Annotated in this window: 17 protein-coding genes; 6 read left to right on the forward strand and 11 right to left on the reverse strand. The window is 59.1% G+C overall.

The features are described 5' to 3' along the window. Positions 1-48: 48 nt before the first annotated feature. Together AC1ROI_RS25255 and AC1ROI_RS25260 are read right to left on the reverse strand one after the other, a co-directional pair. The gene (locus AC1ROI_RS25255; RefSeq protein ID WP_017338215.1) at positions 49-465 is read right to left on the reverse strand and encodes a RidA family protein; all 417 of its coding nucleotides are present in this window, start codon (positions 463-465) and stop codon (positions 49-51) included. 24 nt (positions 466-489) lie between these two features. Then, positions 490-1800: a flavin-containing monooxygenase gene (locus AC1ROI_RS25260; protein WP_077750122.1), complete on the reverse strand. Its 1311-nt coding sequence runs from the start codon at positions 1798-1800 to the stop codon at positions 490-492. Between the two features lie 269 nt (positions 1801-2069). Between AC1ROI_RS25260 and AC1ROI_RS25265 the strand changes: the two genes are divergently transcribed. Further along, positions 2070-3053 (forward strand): GlxA family transcriptional regulator, encoded by a 984-nt coding sequence (locus tag AC1ROI_RS25265; protein ID WP_077750153.1) that lies wholly within the window; start codon positions 2070-2072, stop codon positions 3051-3053. Between the two features lie 29 nt (positions 3054-3082). On the opposite strand, the gene AC1ROI_RS25270 is transcribed toward AC1ROI_RS25265, so the two are convergent. Both AC1ROI_RS25270 and AC1ROI_RS25275 read right to left on the reverse strand, forming a co-directional pair. Then, positions 3083-3571 carry a copper chaperone PCu(A)C gene (locus AC1ROI_RS25270; RefSeq protein WP_102595585.1) on the reverse strand — a complete coding sequence of 163 codons (489 nt, stop codon included), beginning with the start codon at positions 3569-3571 and terminating at the stop codon, positions 3083-3085. Next, positions 3571-4176 (reverse strand): SCO family protein, encoded by a 606-nt coding sequence (locus AC1ROI_RS25275; protein ID WP_010459508.1) that lies wholly within the window; start codon positions 4174-4176, stop codon positions 3571-3573. The genes AC1ROI_RS25270 and AC1ROI_RS25275 overlap by 1 nt, the downstream gene beginning before the upstream one ends. A gap of 330 nt (positions 4177-4506) precedes the next feature. Between AC1ROI_RS25275 and AC1ROI_RS25280 the strand changes: the two genes are divergently transcribed. Then, a complete protein-coding gene (locus AC1ROI_RS25280; protein WP_010459510.1) occupies positions 4507-4707 on the forward strand; it encodes a YbdD/YjiX family protein in 201 nt (66 codons plus the stop codon). Between the two features lie 191 nt (positions 4708-4898). Next, complete coding sequence (locus AC1ROI_RS25285) at positions 4899-5705, forward strand: hypothetical protein (RefSeq protein WP_102595584.1); 807 nt, start codon at positions 4899-4901, stop codon at positions 5703-5705. 39 nt (positions 5706-5744) lie between these two features. On the opposite strand, the gene AC1ROI_RS25290 is transcribed toward AC1ROI_RS25285, so the two are convergent. The 4 genes from AC1ROI_RS25290 to AC1ROI_RS25305 all read right to left on the reverse strand — a co-directional run bounded on the left by AC1ROI_RS25290 (position 5745) and on the right by AC1ROI_RS25305 (position 9456). Beyond that, positions 5745-6488: a hypothetical protein gene (locus tag AC1ROI_RS25290; RefSeq protein ID WP_077750124.1), complete on the reverse strand. Its 744-nt coding sequence runs from the start codon at positions 6486-6488 to the stop codon at positions 5745-5747. A 254-nt stretch (positions 6489-6742) separates the two neighbouring features. Further along, positions 6743-6991, reverse strand: a complete 249-nt coding sequence (locus AC1ROI_RS25295) for a hypothetical protein (protein WP_010459515.1) — start codon at positions 6989-6991, stop codon at positions 6743-6745. A gap of 189 nt (positions 6992-7180) precedes the next feature. After that, the gene (locus AC1ROI_RS25300; RefSeq protein ID WP_077750125.1) at positions 7181-7606 is read right to left on the reverse strand and encodes a hypothetical protein; all 426 of its coding nucleotides are present in this window, start codon (positions 7604-7606) and stop codon (positions 7181-7183) included. 173 nt (positions 7607-7779) lie between these two features. Beyond that, positions 7780-9456 carry an MFS transporter gene (locus AC1ROI_RS25305; protein WP_102595583.1) on the reverse strand — a complete coding sequence of 559 codons (1677 nt, stop codon included), beginning with the start codon at positions 9454-9456 and terminating at the stop codon, positions 7780-7782. A 331-nt stretch (positions 9457-9787) separates the two neighbouring features. On the opposite strand from AC1ROI_RS25305, the gene AC1ROI_RS25310 reads away from it, so the two are divergent. Beyond that, a complete protein-coding gene (locus AC1ROI_RS25310; RefSeq protein ID WP_102595582.1) occupies positions 9788-10456 on the forward strand; it encodes an ATPase in 669 nt (222 codons plus the stop codon). 276 nt (positions 10457-10732) lie between these two features. On the opposite strand, the gene AC1ROI_RS25315 is transcribed toward AC1ROI_RS25310, so the two are convergent. Continuing rightward, positions 10733-11614: a serine hydrolase domain-containing protein gene (locus AC1ROI_RS25315; protein WP_102595581.1), complete on the reverse strand. Its 882-nt coding sequence runs from the start codon at positions 11612-11614 to the stop codon at positions 10733-10735. A 113-nt stretch (positions 11615-11727) separates the two neighbouring features. Between AC1ROI_RS25315 and AC1ROI_RS25320 the strand changes: the two genes are divergently transcribed. Beyond that, the gene (locus AC1ROI_RS25320) at positions 11728-12516 is read left to right on the forward strand and encodes a DeoR/GlpR family DNA-binding transcription regulator (protein WP_010459523.1); all 789 of its coding nucleotides are present in this window, start codon (positions 11728-11730) and stop codon (positions 12514-12516) included. Between the two features lie 203 nt (positions 12517-12719). Here AC1ROI_RS25320 and yghX read toward each other — a convergent pair whose 3' ends face one another. After that, positions 12720-13607 (reverse strand): YghX family hydrolase, encoded by an 888-nt coding sequence (gene yghX, locus AC1ROI_RS25325; RefSeq protein ID WP_010459524.1) that lies wholly within the window; start codon positions 13605-13607, stop codon positions 12720-12722. Between the two features lie 59 nt (positions 13608-13666). Next, entirely contained in the window at positions 13667-14512 is an 846-nt protein-coding gene (locus AC1ROI_RS25330; protein ID WP_102595580.1) for a LysR family transcriptional regulator, read from the reverse strand. A 143-nt stretch (positions 14513-14655) separates the two neighbouring features. Between AC1ROI_RS25330 and AC1ROI_RS25335 the strand changes: the two genes are divergently transcribed. Beyond that, entirely contained in the window at positions 14656-15603 is a 948-nt protein-coding gene (locus tag AC1ROI_RS25335; RefSeq protein ID WP_102595579.1) for a DMT family transporter, read from the forward strand. Positions 15604-15953 lie beyond the last annotated feature (350 nt).

A 15953-nucleotide genomic window follows, 5' to 3' on the forward strand; every position in this document is an offset into this window, starting at 1 on the left:
CCTGTGGGAGCGGGCCTGCTCGCGAAGGCCGCGACTCGGTCTAACGACTTACTCAGGAATCACCGCAATCACATCAATCTCCATCAGCCACTGCGGCTGCCCCAGCGCCGACACCACCAGCCCGGTCGAAATCGGAAACACGCCTTTGAGCCACTTGCCCACTTCCTGATACACCGGCTCGCGATACCGCGGGTCAATCAGATAAGTCGTGGTTTTCACAATGTGGCTGAGGTCGCTGCCTGCCTCTTCCAGCAACTGCTTGACGTTGCGCATGGCCTGCTCGGCCTGCGCACGCGGGTCACCCAGACCCACCAGCCGGCCCTCGAAATCCGTTCCGACCTGGCCGCGAACATAAACGGTATTGCCGGCCCGGACCGCCTGGCACAGGTCATTGTCCAGGCTCTGGTTCGGGTAGGTTTCCTTGGTGTTGAACATGCGAATACGGGTATGGGTTGGCGTGGACATTTTTAGCTCCTGACAGAAAAAGGCTTAGGCACTGACCGTGGTTTTGAGGGCGGCCGGGGCCTGTTCAGCCTCGCGCTGCGCCGCATCGTGGTAGTCGAGGTAAGAGCGCTGGATGGCGATGTGATCTGCCACGTACTTGGCGTCATGCCAGACACCCCAGATGAACGACGAGCCGCGACGGGACTGCCACGGCAGGCCGAGGAAATACACGCCAGCCTCGCTCGACACGCCGCGCTGATGCTGGGGCTTGCCGTTGTCGTCGAAGGCATCGACCTTGAGCCAGCTGTAATCCGTGGCAAAGCCGGTGGCCCAGATGATCGAAGTCACGCCGGCCCTGGTCAGGTCGAGTTCAAGAATCGGGTGGGTCACGCATTCGGGATCCGGGAACACGTGGCGGGCTTCAGGTTCTTCCGGCAGGTCCAGGCCGTTGCGTTCGATATAAGCGTCGGCGGCATTCAGCAGCGCCAGATAATTCTCATCGCCACGCGCCAGGTTGTCCGCCAGGTTTGGCTGGAACGTCGCTACGCTACCGTTGAACGATTGAGTCAGACCCACCAGCGTCATGCCGCGATGGGCGAGTCCACGGAAGTCCACCGTGCGCCCGCCATGGGCACCGCTGACCGCGATGGTCACGTGCTCCCGTCCCGGTTTCATCGCCGCCTGATCCCACTCGCCCAGCACACCCAGCCACCAGCAGAAATCACGGTTGCGGTAAGCGCGAGGAGGGCGGTCGTGGGCGCCGACGGAGAGGTAAACCTTCTTCCCCGCACGCTGCAATTCATCGGCAATCTGCACGCCGGACGAACCCGCGCCGACCACCAGCACCGCGCCTTCAGGCAGTTGCGCCGGGTTGCGGTAGTCGGCCGAGTGGATCTGCATGAAAGGCTGATCTTTCGGCGCAATCGGCGGAATGACCGGCCGCTGGAAAGGCCCGGTGGCCGCCACCACGCGGTTGGCCTCGATCACGCCTTCAGAGGTTTCAATGGTGAAGCCCGGGCGACCGACATTGCGCTCGACTTTCAGCACATCGACGCCGGTGCGGATCGGCGCGTTGAATTTCCTGGCGTAGGCTTCGAAGTAATCGGCGACGCGTTCTTTCGGGGCAAATTCGTCGGGGCTGAGGTCGTCGAAATCAAGACCCGGGAACCGGTCATGCCACGCCGGACCATTGGCCACCAGCGAATCCCAGCGCCCGGTGCGCCAACGCTCGGCAATGCGGCTGCGCTCCAGCACCAGGTGCGGCACCCCGAGTTTGCTCAAGTGTTCACTCATGGCCACGCCAGCCTGACCGGCGCCAACAATCAGCGTATCTGTTTTTATTTTTTCGGTGGTCATCTCAATACCCTTCGAAGTTGGAGTGAGGTCGCGAACGACCCGCCATTTCTTGGGCTCAAGACTAGGGATGACCCTGGTATCGGTAAAATATTATTAAGCTGGCATTTGAGTATAAATAACTGAGGCAGAGCGCCTTCTGGCGCTCGGGTGGATACGCCGAAGAGGCGCCACGGGTTAACATGGCGCTTTATCAGCGCACCATACAACCGGTTGGGTAATGTAATGGAGTGGATCGAGCATTGATCGAACGACGCCAATTCAGCGGAGGCATGAAGGGCAAAAACCTTCGCTATCTCAATGAACACCCTGATGGGACCCGGCAAACGGTCCGCGCAGGCTTTCTGCTGCTCGAACATTTCTCGCTGCCGGCGTTTACCCAGGCGCTGGATACGGTGGTCACGGCCAATCTGCTACGACCCGACTCGTTCTCTTCTCGCACCTTTGGTTTGAACGATGGCGAGGTCGTCAGCGATCTGGGCCTGGTCATTCGGCCCGATGCCCGTATCGATTGCGCAGCGGTCAAAGCGCTGGACCTGCTGGTGATCTGCGGTGGCTACCGGACAGAACTCAAGGCCAGCGAAGGCTTGATCAGTCTGTTGCGCACGGCGTCGGACCAGGGCGTCAGCCTGGCCGGGCTGTGGAATGGTGCATGGTTTTTGGGGAAGGCCGGTCTGCTGGACGGTTACCGTTGTGCGATTCACCCGGAGCATCGCCCGGCGCTGGCGGATTTCTGCAAGGCCACGCAGGTCAGCAGCGAGCCCTACATCATTGATCGAGACCGGCTGACGGCTTCGAGCCCGTCCGGGGCCTTCCACATGGCGCTGGACTGGATCAAAGGCCTTTACGGCAAAGCGCTTGTCGAGGGGATCGAGGACATCCTGGCGTTCGAGGAGTCGCGCTACCGGCGCATCAAGCCTACGGAAAATGTCTGTGTGAGCGCGCCGTTGCGCGAGGTGGTGAAGCTGATGGACGCCAACCTCGAAGAGCCGTTGGAGCTGGAGCAACTGGCGGTCTACGCGGGTCGTTCTCGTCGACAGCTCGAACGGTTGTTCAAGGAGCAACTGGGCACGACACCGCAACGGTATTACATGGAACTGAGGATTACCGAAGCTCGGCGGCTGCTCCAGCATACGGAGCTGTCCCAGGTGGACGTGCTGGTGGCGTGTGGCTTTGTGTCGCCGAGCCATTTCAGCAAGTGCTACAGCTCGTATTTCGGCTACCGGCCTTCCAAGGAGAAGCGACTCGTCAAATAAGAGCCGCTCGCCCCGAGAAACCCCGACCGTTAATGCATCTTGCTGTGATCAGCCATGCCGAGTGCCCGGCCCTCGGCTTCCACTTTAATCGTCTCTTTCTCGCCCTTGGCGTTTTCCACGGTCAGGATCAGCGGGACTTTATCGCCTTCCTTCACCTGCGCCGTCAGGTCCATCAGCATCACGTGATAGCCGTGGGGATCAAAGTTCACCGGTTTGCCGGCCGGCAGCTCGACAGACTCGACCTGACGCATGCTCATCACATCATCTTTCATGCTGGATTGGTGAATCTGTACGGTTTTGGCGACAGGCGATTGCACGCTGAGCAGCTTGCTGTCGCTGTCGGCTTGCAGGGTCATGAAGGCGCCGGTCGATGGCTGGCCGGCAACGGTCGCGCGGACCCAGGCGTCGTCCACTCTGGTTTGCGCCGATACCTGCCAGGCCATGCCGATCAGGGCGCACCCCAGGACCAGTTGTTTGACGCGTCGCGAGAATGCGGTGTTGGCGTGGATCGAATTCATCAGCAGACTTCCATGACGGTGAGCAGGTCTTCTGCGCACTCTTGAGCCGTAAGGGACGCGGACAGCCCCAGGCGCAAGTTGCCCCGGGAGTCGAAGACGTAGCTGGTCGCGGTGTGGGAAAGGGTGTAGGTCGAACCGCTCGGGATCTTTTCGAAGAACACGCCGAACTCCTTGGCGGTGGCGGCGGTTTCTTCCAGCGTGCCGTGCAGCGCCTCGAAGCTCGGGTCGAACGTCTTGACGTAGGCGTCGAGCATTTGCGGCGTGTCGCGTTCCGGGTCGAGGGTGATGAAGATCACCTGCAGCTTCTCGCCGTCTCGGCCCATCAGTTTCTTGGCCTGTGCCGCGCGGGCCAGGGTCGTGGGGCAGACCGCCGGGCATTGGGTGAAACCGAAGAACACCATCGGCATCAGGCCGCGATAACTGGTGAGCATCTTCGTTTCGCCCTGGGCGTCTTTGAGCTTGAAGGTACGCCCCATGATCTTGTCGCTGAGGTCCTTGCCGTACTTGAACGACAGCCTGGAGCTGTCATCGCAGCCGGCGAGCAGGCCAAGACTCAACAAGCCCATACCGCGCAGGACCGTGCGGCGGGTAAACAACGTACTCATGGAAAAGCATTCCTGTGTTGCGACGGGAAATCTGTAGCGCCTGATGAGTCAGACGAAAAAAGCGCGTGGATATTAACAAACTGTGGCCGTGTTTCGCTCATTGTTGGACGAGGGGTGGTTTTGGTACAGGGGCAGAAGCTGCACAAGACTACGGATCAGAGCCGGAACCTGTAGGAGCCAGGCTTGCCGGCGAAGGCGTACCTGAGGGCGCCTTCGCCGGCAAGCCTGGCTCCTACAGGTACTGATTTACGTCCGGTCGAGCGTCGACACATTCCAGATACAAAAGTGCGCTTTCATGGCCCTGTCCCCCCTCACAATGAGAGCGTTGCCATGATCCGTAAACTGCAGCAAGCCGCCCGCTTCCTCAGCCAGAGCGCGCGTTTGATGGTCGGCGTCCCTGATTACGACAACTATGTCGCCCAGATGGCGCTCAAACACCCCGAAGAACCGGTGATGAGCCATTCGGCGTTTCTTCGTGAGCGTCAGGAAGCCCGCTACGGCGGCAAGCAATGCACCACGCGTTGCTGCTGATTACCCGGGCAAACGCCGCGATCAGCACAATATCTTCGCCATTGCGTAACCACTGCTAAGCTTCGACGTTGCAGCGTCCGAGCCTTTACGGGATCGGGCGTTGAGCGTGGCCATGGAGTACGACTTCAGTATCAATATCCACTTCTACAGGGGTGGCGAGCGATTGTCGGTAACCTGCACGGAGGCAGGCAATGGTAATCAAGCACGTAGGCCATTCAAGTGCCGAGGGCGTTCACGAGCCACTCGATCACGAAGAGATAGAGCGGGTGCTGGCGCTGTTGCTGGCCAGTCCGGTGTTTGCCAAGTCCAGGCGCATGGGCAGTTTGCTGCGTTTCCTGGTCGATCACGATCTTCAGTTTTCCACTATCCCACTCACCGAGCATGCCATCGGCATCGCCGTGTTTCGCCGTGACCCGGCTGTTTATTGCACCGGAGACGATCCGGTGGTGCGCGTGCAGGTGGGCCGGTTGCGGCGTAAACTCGCGATCCATTACGCCACCCTCGGGCAGCAAGACCCGGTACGCCTGAGCATTCCGGCCGGTTGTTATCGGCTGGCTTACCAGCGGATCAGACCCAAAACCATCTCGATGCGTCATCCTGTTTTGCAGATTCAGCCGTTTACCTGCATTACTCGTGACGGCGATGACTTCACCAAGGGCTTGTCTGAAGAATTGAGCTGCCGGCTTTTCGAGTCGTTCGAGCAGACGCAAAGCCATGGCAACCACGTGCTGATGAAAGTGTCACGCTCCAGTGTCAAGGCACTGGACGTTGTGCGTGCCGGGCGCGGTAACTATTCCCTTGAGGGCAGCGTGCGGGTGGAACCGAGCCGAGTCCGGGCATCGGTGCGCCTGATTGATGTCGCACAGGGGCGGATCCGCTGGTCCGAGCAGTTCGATCGCAATCAACCTTACGGCATCGCGACCCAGGAAGATCTGGCGGAGTCCATCTGTCGGTCGTTGACGGGCTATTTCGCCCGGGGAAGCGGTGATGTTTCTTGAGAGGAAGGGGCAACCGCGAGGTTGCCCCCGGTGCGACGATTACACGGTTTTCCATGCACCGTCTTCGTAGCGACGGGTTGCATCGTTAACGACAGTCAGGTCGATTTCGATGGCCTTGGACCGCGACGTGCTGAACATGGTGCTGGTCTGCACGTTCTGTTCGAACCACACGAGAATGGCCTCGACAGGGGTCAAAACGATATTGCCGGTGACCACCTGCTTGGTGGCGACGTAGATCGGCGTGCTGACCTGCGTGCCGTCGATGCCGACTGACAACTGGTTGATGCCGGGGTGGATCGGGCCGTATTCGTTATCCAGGGTAATGGATATGTCTGGGCCGCCGGTTACCGCCTGGCCCAGCAAGCCTTCCGGGCTAAGTATCGATTGTTGCCCCAGGCCGATCGTGACGATGTTGGTCGACACCTTCACCGTCACGTCAGCCTGAAAAGTATTGGACCCGAACAGTTGGTATTGCGGGGTCCAGCTGAAGCCGTTGTTGCTCAGGTACTTGTCATAGGACTGCCAGACAACGTTATAGGCTTCGTTGCCGACTTTCTTGGCGAAGCACAGCTTGTAGCCTGACTGCTTGAGAAGGGTCAGGTCATCGGCTGCGATCTCGATCGTGACGGACTTTTGCGTGGCTGCCAGGGTTGACGTCAACACCTTGCAGTAGTCCGACGTTTTCAGAGCCGTGGGGGCAATGCTCTGGAACGACTTGAGGGCCTCTTGCACATCATTGTGAAGTTGCAGAGCTTGCTTGCTTACAGCGCTCGACTTACTCATGGCTTTCCTCTTCCTTGGTTGTGTTGGGCAATCAATGGGCAGCGGGCAGCGAATCCGACAAGTGATCGGGCAGCACCCTCTAAACACATTGACGGCTTCACAGTAGGCGCAGGATTCAGGGCGGCGAAGTGTCTTGGCGTTACAGCGGGGAGGGCGGTTAAACCAGCAAGGTAACAGCCTGCGTAACCGGGTTGTATCAAGGGAATCTGTGAGTTGAAACAGCGGAGCGGCCGTGCGACCGCCCCACCGTGGCTTCATGCAGTCGGGCTACTCACCTTCGCGTCGGCCCAGACGAAGTTCCAGCTGGTTCGTTTGCCCTTGGCAATCTCGATCAGCTTGTTCTCATATACGGTGTGATTGACCGTGCCGGTGTAAGTCAGCTTTCGGGCCGCATTGGTCCCGGTGACTTCCCCGGGTTTGCCGCCAGATTCAGTCATGGCCTTTTTCATATCGGCTTCCGACGGGGCGCTGCTCTGGTTTTTTTCAACGGTTACGAAACTCATGGTGTCACCTCTTCCGTGATGGGGGGATCGGCGGACAGTCGGGTCAAGACGTTCTCGACCCGGCCAACACACCGAAGCCAATACTCTATTGGCCCGCCGGGCACCGCAGAAGTGACAACACGGTCGGTAAGGTAACACCGCGGATACAGCGAATCGCGCGATGTAACGGCGACGTATCAGCCAGTGGCATCATTTCGCTTTCCAGTGTCCACCGCCCGATTCGCAATCAGTCTTCGATTGGGCCAAGTGTTCCGCACCGTAGTAATACGTGGTGACCTGGGCGTTGTCGGGGATGTTCAGCGACTTGCTGTTCTTGTCCTTGCTGGTGGAGTGAGGGTTGGCCAGGGATTCCTGGGTCAGGGTCGCGATGCAGGAGGCCTGATAATGATCGTCGCACTGGTCGACTTTTTTCTTGGTGCTGGTGAGCATGTCCTTGCTCTCGTTGCTGCATGACCAATCGATGGCATTTACCGGCATGCCTTCGTACTCATAGCAACTATGGGACTCGACCACCGGAACGGAAGGGCTTTGGGATCGGGTCAGGACGTCACAGCCTTCAGCGAATACCAGCGTGGGGCTCAGGCTGGCGAGCAGAAACAGCAGTCTACGGTTCATCGGGAATTCCTCTCCAATGGCGCTGCTCGTGATCAAAGATCGGCGCTTATGGAGTTTCGAAAACACGATGAGGCGTGGGGTTCAATTCGTTTTTGAGCCGCGACGGCATTTAATCCATCAGCGCGCAGTTAAAAGGGCTGCCCTCTCGCTCACGAGAGGGCAGGTGTCCGTTTTTATGTGTGATGAATCTCCCGATCCTTGGTTTCCGGCATGAAGAATATGCCCAGGACGGCGGTCATCACGGCGATGACAATCGGGTACCAGAGGCCGTAGTAGATATCACCCGTGGCCGCGACCATGGCGAATGCCACCGTCGGCAGGAAGCCGCCGAACCAGCCGTTGCCGATGTGGTAGGGCAGCGACATCGAGGTGTAGCGGATGCGCGCCGGGAACAGTTCCACCAGCCAGGCGGCAATCGGACCGTAGACCATGGTCACGTAGATCACGAGGATGGTCAGAAGCAACAGCACCATCGGGTAGTTGGTCTTGGCCGGGTCGGCTTTCTCGGGGTAACCGGCTTCTTTGAGGGCGGTGCCGAGAGTGGCGGTGAACGCGTCGTTCTTGGCCTTGAAGTCGGCGGCCGGCATGCCGGTGCCCTCGAAACTCTGAAGCACTTTATCGCCGATGCGCACCTGCGCGACCGTGCCCGGTTCAGCCTTTTCGTTCTTGTAGGGAATGGCCCGTTTCGCCAGCACGGTCTTGGCGAGGTCGCAGGAACTGGTGAATTTGGCCTTGCCCACCGGGTCGAACTGGAATGAGCACTGGTCGGGATCGGCGATCACCGTGACCGGGTTCTTCTCCTGCGCGACGAACACGTCGGGATTTCCGTACTGAGTCAACGCATGGAAGATCGGGAAGTAGGTCAATGCTGCGAGGATGCAGCCGGCCATGATGATGCCTTTGCGGCCGATACGGTCGGACAGGCTGCCGAAGATGACGAAGAACGGCGTGCCGATCAGCAGCGAGCCAGCAATCAGCAGGTTAGCCGTCTGCGCGTCGATCTTCAGTGTCTGCAGCAGGAAGAACAGCGCGTAAAACTGCCCGGTGTACCAGACGACGGCTTGGCCGGCCGTACCGCCGAGCAGGGCCATGATCACGATTTTCAGGTTATCCCAGCGGGCGAAGGATTCGGTCAGCGGCGCCTTGGAAGACTTGCCCTCAGCCTTCATTTTCACGAATACCGGTGATTCGCTGAGCTGCAAGCGGATGTACACCGACACAATCAGCAGCAGGATCGACAGCAGGAACGGAATCCGCCAGCCCCAGGCCTCGAAAGCTTCGTTGCCCAGGATCGTCCGGCAAGCAAGGATCACCAGCAGCGAAAGGAACAGGCCCAGGGTCGCGGTGGTTTGAATCCATGAGGTGAAATAACCGCGTTTGCCTTTCGGCGCATGCTCCGCGACGTAGGTCGCCGCGCCACCGTACTCACCGCCCAGCGCCAGGCCTTGCAACAGGCGCAAGGTGATCAGGATGATCGGCGCCGCCACGCCAATGGTCGCGTAGCCGGGTAGAAAACCGACGACGGCGGTGGAGACACCCATGATCACAATGGTGATGAGGAACGTGTGCTTGCGTCCGATCATGTCACCCAGGCGCCCGAACACGATGGCACCGAAGGGACGCACCGCGAAACCCGCAGCGAACGCGAGCAGCGCGAAGATGAAGGACGTTGTCTCATTGACCCCGGCAAAGAAATGCTTGGCGATAATCGCGGCCAGGGAGCCGTAAAGGTAGAAGTCGTACCACTCGAACACGGTGCCCAGGGACGAGGCAAAAATGACCTTGCGCTCCTCCTTGGTTATACCGCGTTGGGGCGCGCTGCCCGTGGAGATGTTGTCGATTGCGGCCATGAGTCTTCTCCGTCGTTCTTGTTATAGGCCGGAGTACCTTGTTACCTCTTTGCCGCACCCAGGCCCTTGGGCTGATGTCGTCGGATTACGGATTGCACGAAGCATGCACACAGGTTGACCGCCTCGCATCGCTGCAAGGTTCTTGAAGCATAATCGGCTTCACGCAGATATCCACTCGACGTCACTTCTCACCCTAGGGAGTCACGCCTGACGCCTCGGTACGCAACCATTCGTTTAATCAATAATCACCATCAAGGAATGCAAGTTCTGTTTTTTTGTCATGAGAGGAGGATAGCGTCATACCAAAGTCGCCTCTGAAGGAACCTGCGCGATGAGAATCTCTACCTTGCTGGCCCTTGTCGCCGTATTGACCGGCAGTATTGCCGCCACCGTGCCGGCCTACGCGGCCGATCCGTCCTGCCATTTCCTGCCGATGGGCGATAGCCCCGCGAGCTTGCAACCCACTCAGTCGGTGGGCGTGCTCTACAGCGAAAACACCCTCAACACGATCGAATACCTTGAGCAGTACCATTCGGTCGCGCTGAATGGTGCGAAGAACCCGGCGCTGGATTCGCGCATCAGCAGCGCCTTCGTCAACAGCTCCGATCCTAAGCGGGCGATCAACTGGCTGATGGGGTCGCTGCAAAAACAATTTGCTTCGGTGACCGTCTACGACAATCTCGACGCCCTGGTACAAGCCCATCCCGATGTGGTGGTGATGCTCGACACCTACAACCGTCTGGTGTCCAAGCGCAACAACCAGGTTGAAGCGCGATTCCTCGCCAAGTTCTACGACTCGAACCTGCAATACATCGGCAAGGCTGAAGGCTCACGTGAGCAGCAGATGCCTTCGGTGTGGGTGCATGGCAAAGCTGCCCCGGAAATTGCTGCGCAAATCGACCAGCAAAATGCGGTGCAGATAAATGCGTTGAAGCAGTTTGATGCGTCGTTGAAGGCGTTGGTGACGTCTGGTAATGGGGCGCAAGTCGCCAGTTACTGATGCATATTCAACGTGATCAATAACTTACTTGTGAATTCCACACATTGAGGTGTGACCGCTTCTGTACCTGTGGCGAGGGAGCTTGCTCCCGTTCGGCTGCGCAGCCGTCGTAAATCCAGTGCTCGCGGTTTATCTGAATGATCCGGGTTGCGGATTTTGGGGCCGCTTCGCACCCCAGCGGGAGCAAGCTCCCTCGCCACAGGATATTGGTGAGTTCGACGCATCGAGGTCTCAACGCTCCTTTTTTGAGGATGGGCGGTCAGGTGATTTTCAGGTTTATTCAAGTGCCGCGCATATCAGGTGGCGCACGACCTCTGCCTCCACAGCCCCTTCGTTGCCGCTTTCATCAAAAACCGCGCAACTCGCCGTGCTGTTTCCATCAATGCAGCGGTAAACCGCAATGATGCTGCCCGGTCCGACTCCCGTGTGACCACTCAAGGTCAGGCCACTTTCCACCATGCCCTGCATCAGACCGAGGCCGTATCCCGGAGCAACCCAGGGACGCCCAGCGATCGGTCCGCCCAGCGTGCGTACCGTTTGCATCTCCCGCAGCAGTGATTGCGGCAACAGATGCCCGTCCAATAGACGATCCAGACACAGGGCCGCTTCAACAAGCGGGCCGACCAGCAAACCGTGATAAACCCAGCCAGGGTCGTAAGTCGAAGCCGCTCCCATGTTGACGTACGCCAGATCGGCGCGGGTCGTGGCGAGGCGGATGCGCGATAAACCGAGCGGGGCAAACACGCGTTGCGTCAGCGCTTCTTCAAGTCTCAGCCCGGTGACGCGCACAATGAGCCTGGCGATGAACAAGTAGCCGACGTTCGAGTATCGCCAGCCGTCTCCGGGTGCATAACGTAACCTGGTCGCATCAAGACGCTGCAGCATTTCGGCGGCTGACCACGGTGTCTCATGGCGCGCGACGGCGGTGTGGTAATCGGCGAGTTCACTGTAATCCGCCAATCCGGCTTCATGCCGCAGCAGTTGACGCAACGTGAACGGGCCTTCAGGCACTCCCTCATCCAGACCGATCAATCCATCACGCACCAGCGACAACGCTGCGGCGGCGAGAACTGTCTTGGTGAAACTCCACCAGGGCACGGTTACGTCGGGCTGCTCAGGCGTGAGGAGTGAACCGTTTGAGACAAGGGCGAAGGGCATGGGCTGACTGCTCTGGGGGAGACGCCGGGGAGTTTGCCAGAAAACAAAACCGCGATTGTGTTTACGCAACGGTTTGGCTAATCTCGCACAAACACGCAAACTCAGGCATAAACATGCAAGATCAGCATTCGGCCACCGAGCTTCCTTCCGTGCGCCGGCAAAAAATCCTCCTGATCCTCGAGCGCGACGGCAAGGTCATGGCCTCGGAATTGAGCCAACATTTCGCCGTTTCGGAAGACACCATTCGCCGCGACCTGTCGGAGCTGCACAGCGCCGGCCTGGTGCAACGCGTGCACGGTGGCGCGCTGCCTCGGCCCAAGGATACGGGCAAGGATTTCCTCACTCGGGTAGGTGAAACCGACGAGGTGAAAGTGCACCTCGCGCAACTTGCCGCGCGACACGTCCGGGATGGTCAGATCGTGATGTTCGATTCGGGGAGTACCACGCTGCAGATCGCCCGGTCCTTGCCTTCGACTATTTCCATCACGGCCATCACCACATCGCCGTTAACCGCGATTACCCTCGCGGAATACCCAGGCATCAAGGTGATTCTGGCGGGTGGGCAACTTAACCTGGCGACGATGTCGGTCAGCGGTCACGAGACCGTGCGCTTGTTGCAAGGCATCAAGGCTGACGTGCTGTTTACCGGGGTTTGTGCGATTCATCCGGAGGTCGGCATCAGCTCGCTGCATTTTGATGAGGTGCCAGTGAAGCAGGCGCTGTTTGACAGTGCCTCTCAAGTGATCGCCGTCACCACGGCGGACAAATTGGGTGCGGTGGAACCGTACATCGTCGTGCCGTGCTCACGTTTGCACACCCTGATTACCGAGCGTCACGTGGCGTCAGGCGACATCGACGACTATCGCAAGCTGGGAATCGAAGTGGTGCAAGCGCACGCCTGAGCGATCAGCCATGCCCCAGGGCAATCGCAAACGACACCACGATCAAGCACGCAAACGCAAAATTGATGTTCATGAAGCTTTCGCCCGAATAATCAGAAGTGGCGCCATCCTGAACTCGCCGCTGAAAAATAAGAAATTCGGCTTCATGATTTAAAAGATCGAAGCAATTGATAACGGTGTAGCCCACACCTGCAAACAGCAGCCTAAACCAGGTATTTGTTGAACCAGGCCACGGTCCTGTCCCAAGCGAGCTTCGCGGCGGCTTCATCGTAGCGAGGCGTGGAATCGTTATGAAAACCGTGATTGCAGCCTGCGTAGATGAATGCCTCGTAAGTTTTGCCCGATGCTTTCAACGCTTTCTCATACGCCGGCCATCCTTCATTGATGCCCTTGTCCAGTTCGCCGTAATGCAACAGCAGCGGCGCCTTGATTTTCGGCACATCCTCAGCCTTTGGCTGACGGCCATAAAAGGGCACGGCCGCCGCCAGTTCCGGGTAGGCCACCGCCGCCGCATTGGAGACGCCGCCGCCATAGCAGAACCCGGTGATGCCGACCTTCCCCGTGGTCTTGTCATTTTTCATCAACCAGTCAATGGCGGCGAAAAAGTCATTCATCAGCTTTTCCGGATCGACAGTCGCTTGTAACTCTTTGCCTTTTTCATCGTTGCCCGGATAGCCGCCCACCGAACTCAGGCCATCGGGTGCGAGGGCAATAAACCCCGCTTTGGCAACGCGCCGGGCGACGTCCTCGATGTAAGGGTTGAGCCCACGGTTTTCATGCACGACCAACACCGCTGGCACCTTGCCGGTGGCTTTGGCCGGGCGCACCAGATAGCCGCGGACATTGCCGTGGCCCTTGGGTGATGGATAGGAAATGTACTCGGGGAGGATGTCCGGGTCGGTGAATTCAACCTGCTCGGCGAGCGCGTAGTTCGGGCTCAGGGAGGCGAGGAGGGCGCTGGCTGTCAAACCGCCCAGGGTGAACAGCGCTGCTCGATCAAGAAACTCGCGCCGGTTGATCTTGCCGTGGGCGTAGTAGTCGTAGAGCTCCAGCAGTTCCGGGGCGAAGTCTTTGGCGGTGAGACGTTCCATGGGGGCACTTCCCGTTGGTTCAGGATCTGAATCAGTAAAGCAGCGTTTGGCGCACTGACTCAGTTTTCGAAACAGGACACCAGAAAACTCATCACCGCCTGCACCGACGGGGTGTGCCGGATGTCGCTGTGGACCACCAGCCACACTTCACGCGCCAGCCCCGCGCCCACGGTCTCCATCGCTTGCAATCCATAGTGCTCGCCAAGGAAGTACGGCAGTGCCGCAACGCCGGCGCCTGCCTGGGCAATGGTTGCCTGGATGTTGAGATCATTGCTGCGTAGCAGGATCGGCCGATCCCCCGCTTGTTGCTTGAGCCAGATCTGTTGCGGGGTTTGCTCCATGGTCTGGTCGTAAGCGATGAACGCCAGATCTTCCGGGGCGGTCTTGGACAAGTAATCTGCCGAGCCGTACAGGTTGAACTGCACCGTCGCCACCTTGCGCGCCACCAGGTCCGGCTCCTTGGGGCGGCTCAGGCGCACGGCAATATCGGCTTCGCGCCGCGACAACGAAGCGCTGTCGAGACTGCCGATCAACTGCACAGACAGTTGCGGATGCAGGGTGCGCAACGCCTTGATTCGCGGCGCTATCAACGCGCAGGCCAGGGCGGGCGGGGCACTGACGGTGACTTCGCCGGTAAAGCTTTCCTGCCCGGCGAGCGCCGAGCGTTGCACCGCGAAGGACTCGCTTTCCATGCGCCGCCCGAGCTGGGCAATTCGCTCGCCGTCCTCGGTGATGACATAGGAACGAGGGCGCCGGTCCACCAGCTTGAGGTTCAGCGAACTCTCCAGCGCGCTGATGCGTCGCGCCACGGTGGCGTGGTCGACCTTGAGCTTGCGCGCCGCCGCCGACAACGACTGCTCGTGGGCGAAGACGATGAAGTAGCGAAGATCCTCCCAATCGAACATGGGCGTTTTCTCACATGAAGGGTGAATAAATGGGGAATTTTGCCCCACCGCCAAGCCTGCAAGAATTCTTCAACACCTGACAAGCAGGTCTGAAGCGCGCCGTGTGCGGCGTGTTCATCGCACGACTTGACGAGGAAACAGCCATGTCCAAATCAACGCCTCTCGCGTATGCCGGCATCGTCGGCGCCACGTTTTTCTGGGGCACCAACTTCAATGCCGGTGCCTATATCATCAAGAGCATGGCACCGATCAGCGCGTCCATTGAGCGCTTTGCCATTTCTACCCTGTTGCTGTTGCTGATTTTCGGCCTGGCGGGCAAGTTGCGCCTCACCACGCTGAAAAACAATCTTGCCGCGTTTATCGGTCTGGGCCTGCTGGGCTTTACCGCGTTCAACCTCGCGACCTTCTTCGGCCTGCAAACCACCACGCCCATCAACGGCGCGCTGATCCTGGCGACCACGCCGCTGTGGACCATGATCTTCGCGGTGCTGCTGGAAGGCGAACGCATTGATCGCGGCCGCGCCATCGGGCTGGTGCTGGGATTGCTGGGCGTGGGACTGGTGATCACGCGCGGGGATATCCAGGTGCTGCTCGGGCTGAAAGTGGCGACCGGCGACGCGATCATTCTGGCCGGCAGCATCGCCTGGGCAGCCAACATGGTCGGCACCCGACGCTTCGTCAAAGACTCGACACCGCTGGAAACCACCACGTTTTCGATGCTGTTCGGTGTCATTGGCCTGATCGTGTTGGGCTTCATCTATGAAAGCCCGATGGCCTCGATCAGTACGGCTTCGTTGTCTGTGCATGGAGCGGTTTTCTACTTGGCGGTCTGTGGTTCGTTGATTGCCTACTTGCTGTGGTTCAAAGGCATTCATGCGATCGGTGCGGCGCGCACGTCGATCTTCTTCAACCTGGCGCCTGTGTTCACCATGCTGGTGTCCTCGATACTCGGTGTGCTGCCCAATGTGTGGCAGTTGCTGGGGGCGGGCGGCGTGATTCTTGGGGTGGTGTTTGCTTCGGGGTTGGTGTTCGGTGTGGGGCAACCATCGGTGGTCAAGATCCGCGAGGACTTGGCAGATAAGGCTGTCTGATGGGGCAATGCCGCTCATTAAGACGATCTTCAGGCGAGCAAGAAACCTGTGGTGAGGGGATTTTTATCCCCGTTGGGCTGCGAAGCGGCCCCAGTGTCCGGTCAAACAGACTGAGTTGTCTGGATTGGCGACTGCTTCGCAGCCGAACGGGGATAAAAATCCCCTCGCCACAGGTTCTGGCTTGACTGAGGATTCACCTGATGTGGGAAGCTGGCATCACGTCAATAAACATCGCCGCAGAGCCTTTGTTTAAACGCCCTCAAGGTTACGTCCTGAAAGCTACAAAACCTTGCGCCGTTGCCTACGGCTGCGCCAGAATCCGCCGGCTTGTGCGCCTTGGGGCCGCTCGG

The sequence above is a fragment of the Pseudomonas sp. GW823-FHT02C02 genome, assembly GCF_058797635.1.

Coding starts and splice junctions, on each gene's coding strand:
- AC1ROI_RS25255 (WP_017338215.1), bottom strand. CDS start 465: ATGTCCACGCCAACCCATACCCGTATTCGCATGTTCAACACCAAGGAA.
- AC1ROI_RS25260 (WP_077750122.1), bottom strand. CDS start 1,800: ATGACCACCGAAAAAATAAAAACAGATACGCTGATTGTTGGCGCCGGT.
- AC1ROI_RS25265 (WP_077750153.1), top strand. CDS start 2,070: ATGAAGGGCAAAAACCTTCGCTATCTCAATGAACACCCTGATGGGACC.
- AC1ROI_RS25270 (WP_102595585.1), bottom strand. CDS start 3,571: ATGAATTCGATCCACGCCAACACCGCATTCTCGCGACGCGTCAAACAA.
- AC1ROI_RS25275 (WP_010459508.1), bottom strand. CDS start 4,176: ATGAGTACGTTGTTTACCCGCCGCACGGTCCTGCGCGGTATGGGCTTG.
- AC1ROI_RS25280 (WP_010459510.1), top strand. CDS start 4,507: ATGATCCGTAAACTGCAGCAAGCCGCCCGCTTCCTCAGCCAGAGCGCG.
- AC1ROI_RS25285 (WP_102595584.1), top strand. CDS start 4,899: ATGGTAATCAAGCACGTAGGCCATTCAAGTGCCGAGGGCGTTCACGAG.
- AC1ROI_RS25290 (WP_077750124.1), bottom strand. CDS start 6,488: ATGAGTAAGTCGAGCGCTGTAAGCAAGCAAGCTCTGCAACTTCACAAT.
- AC1ROI_RS25295 (WP_010459515.1), bottom strand. CDS start 6,991: ATGAGTTTCGTAACCGTTGAAAAAAACCAGAGCAGCGCCCCGTCGGAA.
- AC1ROI_RS25300 (WP_077750125.1), bottom strand. CDS start 7,606: ATGAACCGTAGACTGCTGTTTCTGCTCGCCAGCCTGAGCCCCACGCTG.
- AC1ROI_RS25305 (WP_102595583.1), bottom strand. CDS start 9,456: ATGGCCGCAATCGACAACATCTCCACGGGCAGCGCGCCCCAACGCGGT.
- AC1ROI_RS25310 (WP_102595582.1), top strand. CDS start 9,788: ATGAGAATCTCTACCTTGCTGGCCCTTGTCGCCGTATTGACCGGCAGT.
- AC1ROI_RS25315 (WP_102595581.1), bottom strand. CDS start 11,614: ATGCCCTTCGCCCTTGTCTCAAACGGTTCACTCCTCACGCCTGAGCAG.
- AC1ROI_RS25320 (WP_010459523.1), top strand. CDS start 11,728: ATGCAAGATCAGCATTCGGCCACCGAGCTTCCTTCCGTGCGCCGGCAA.
- yghX (WP_010459524.1), bottom strand. CDS start 13,607: ATGGAACGTCTCACCGCCAAAGACTTCGCCCCGGAACTGCTGGAGCTC.
- AC1ROI_RS25330 (WP_102595580.1), bottom strand. CDS start 14,512: ATGTTCGATTGGGAGGATCTTCGCTACTTCATCGTCTTCGCCCACGAG.
- AC1ROI_RS25335 (WP_102595579.1), top strand. CDS start 14,656: ATGTCCAAATCAACGCCTCTCGCGTATGCCGGCATCGTCGGCGCCACG.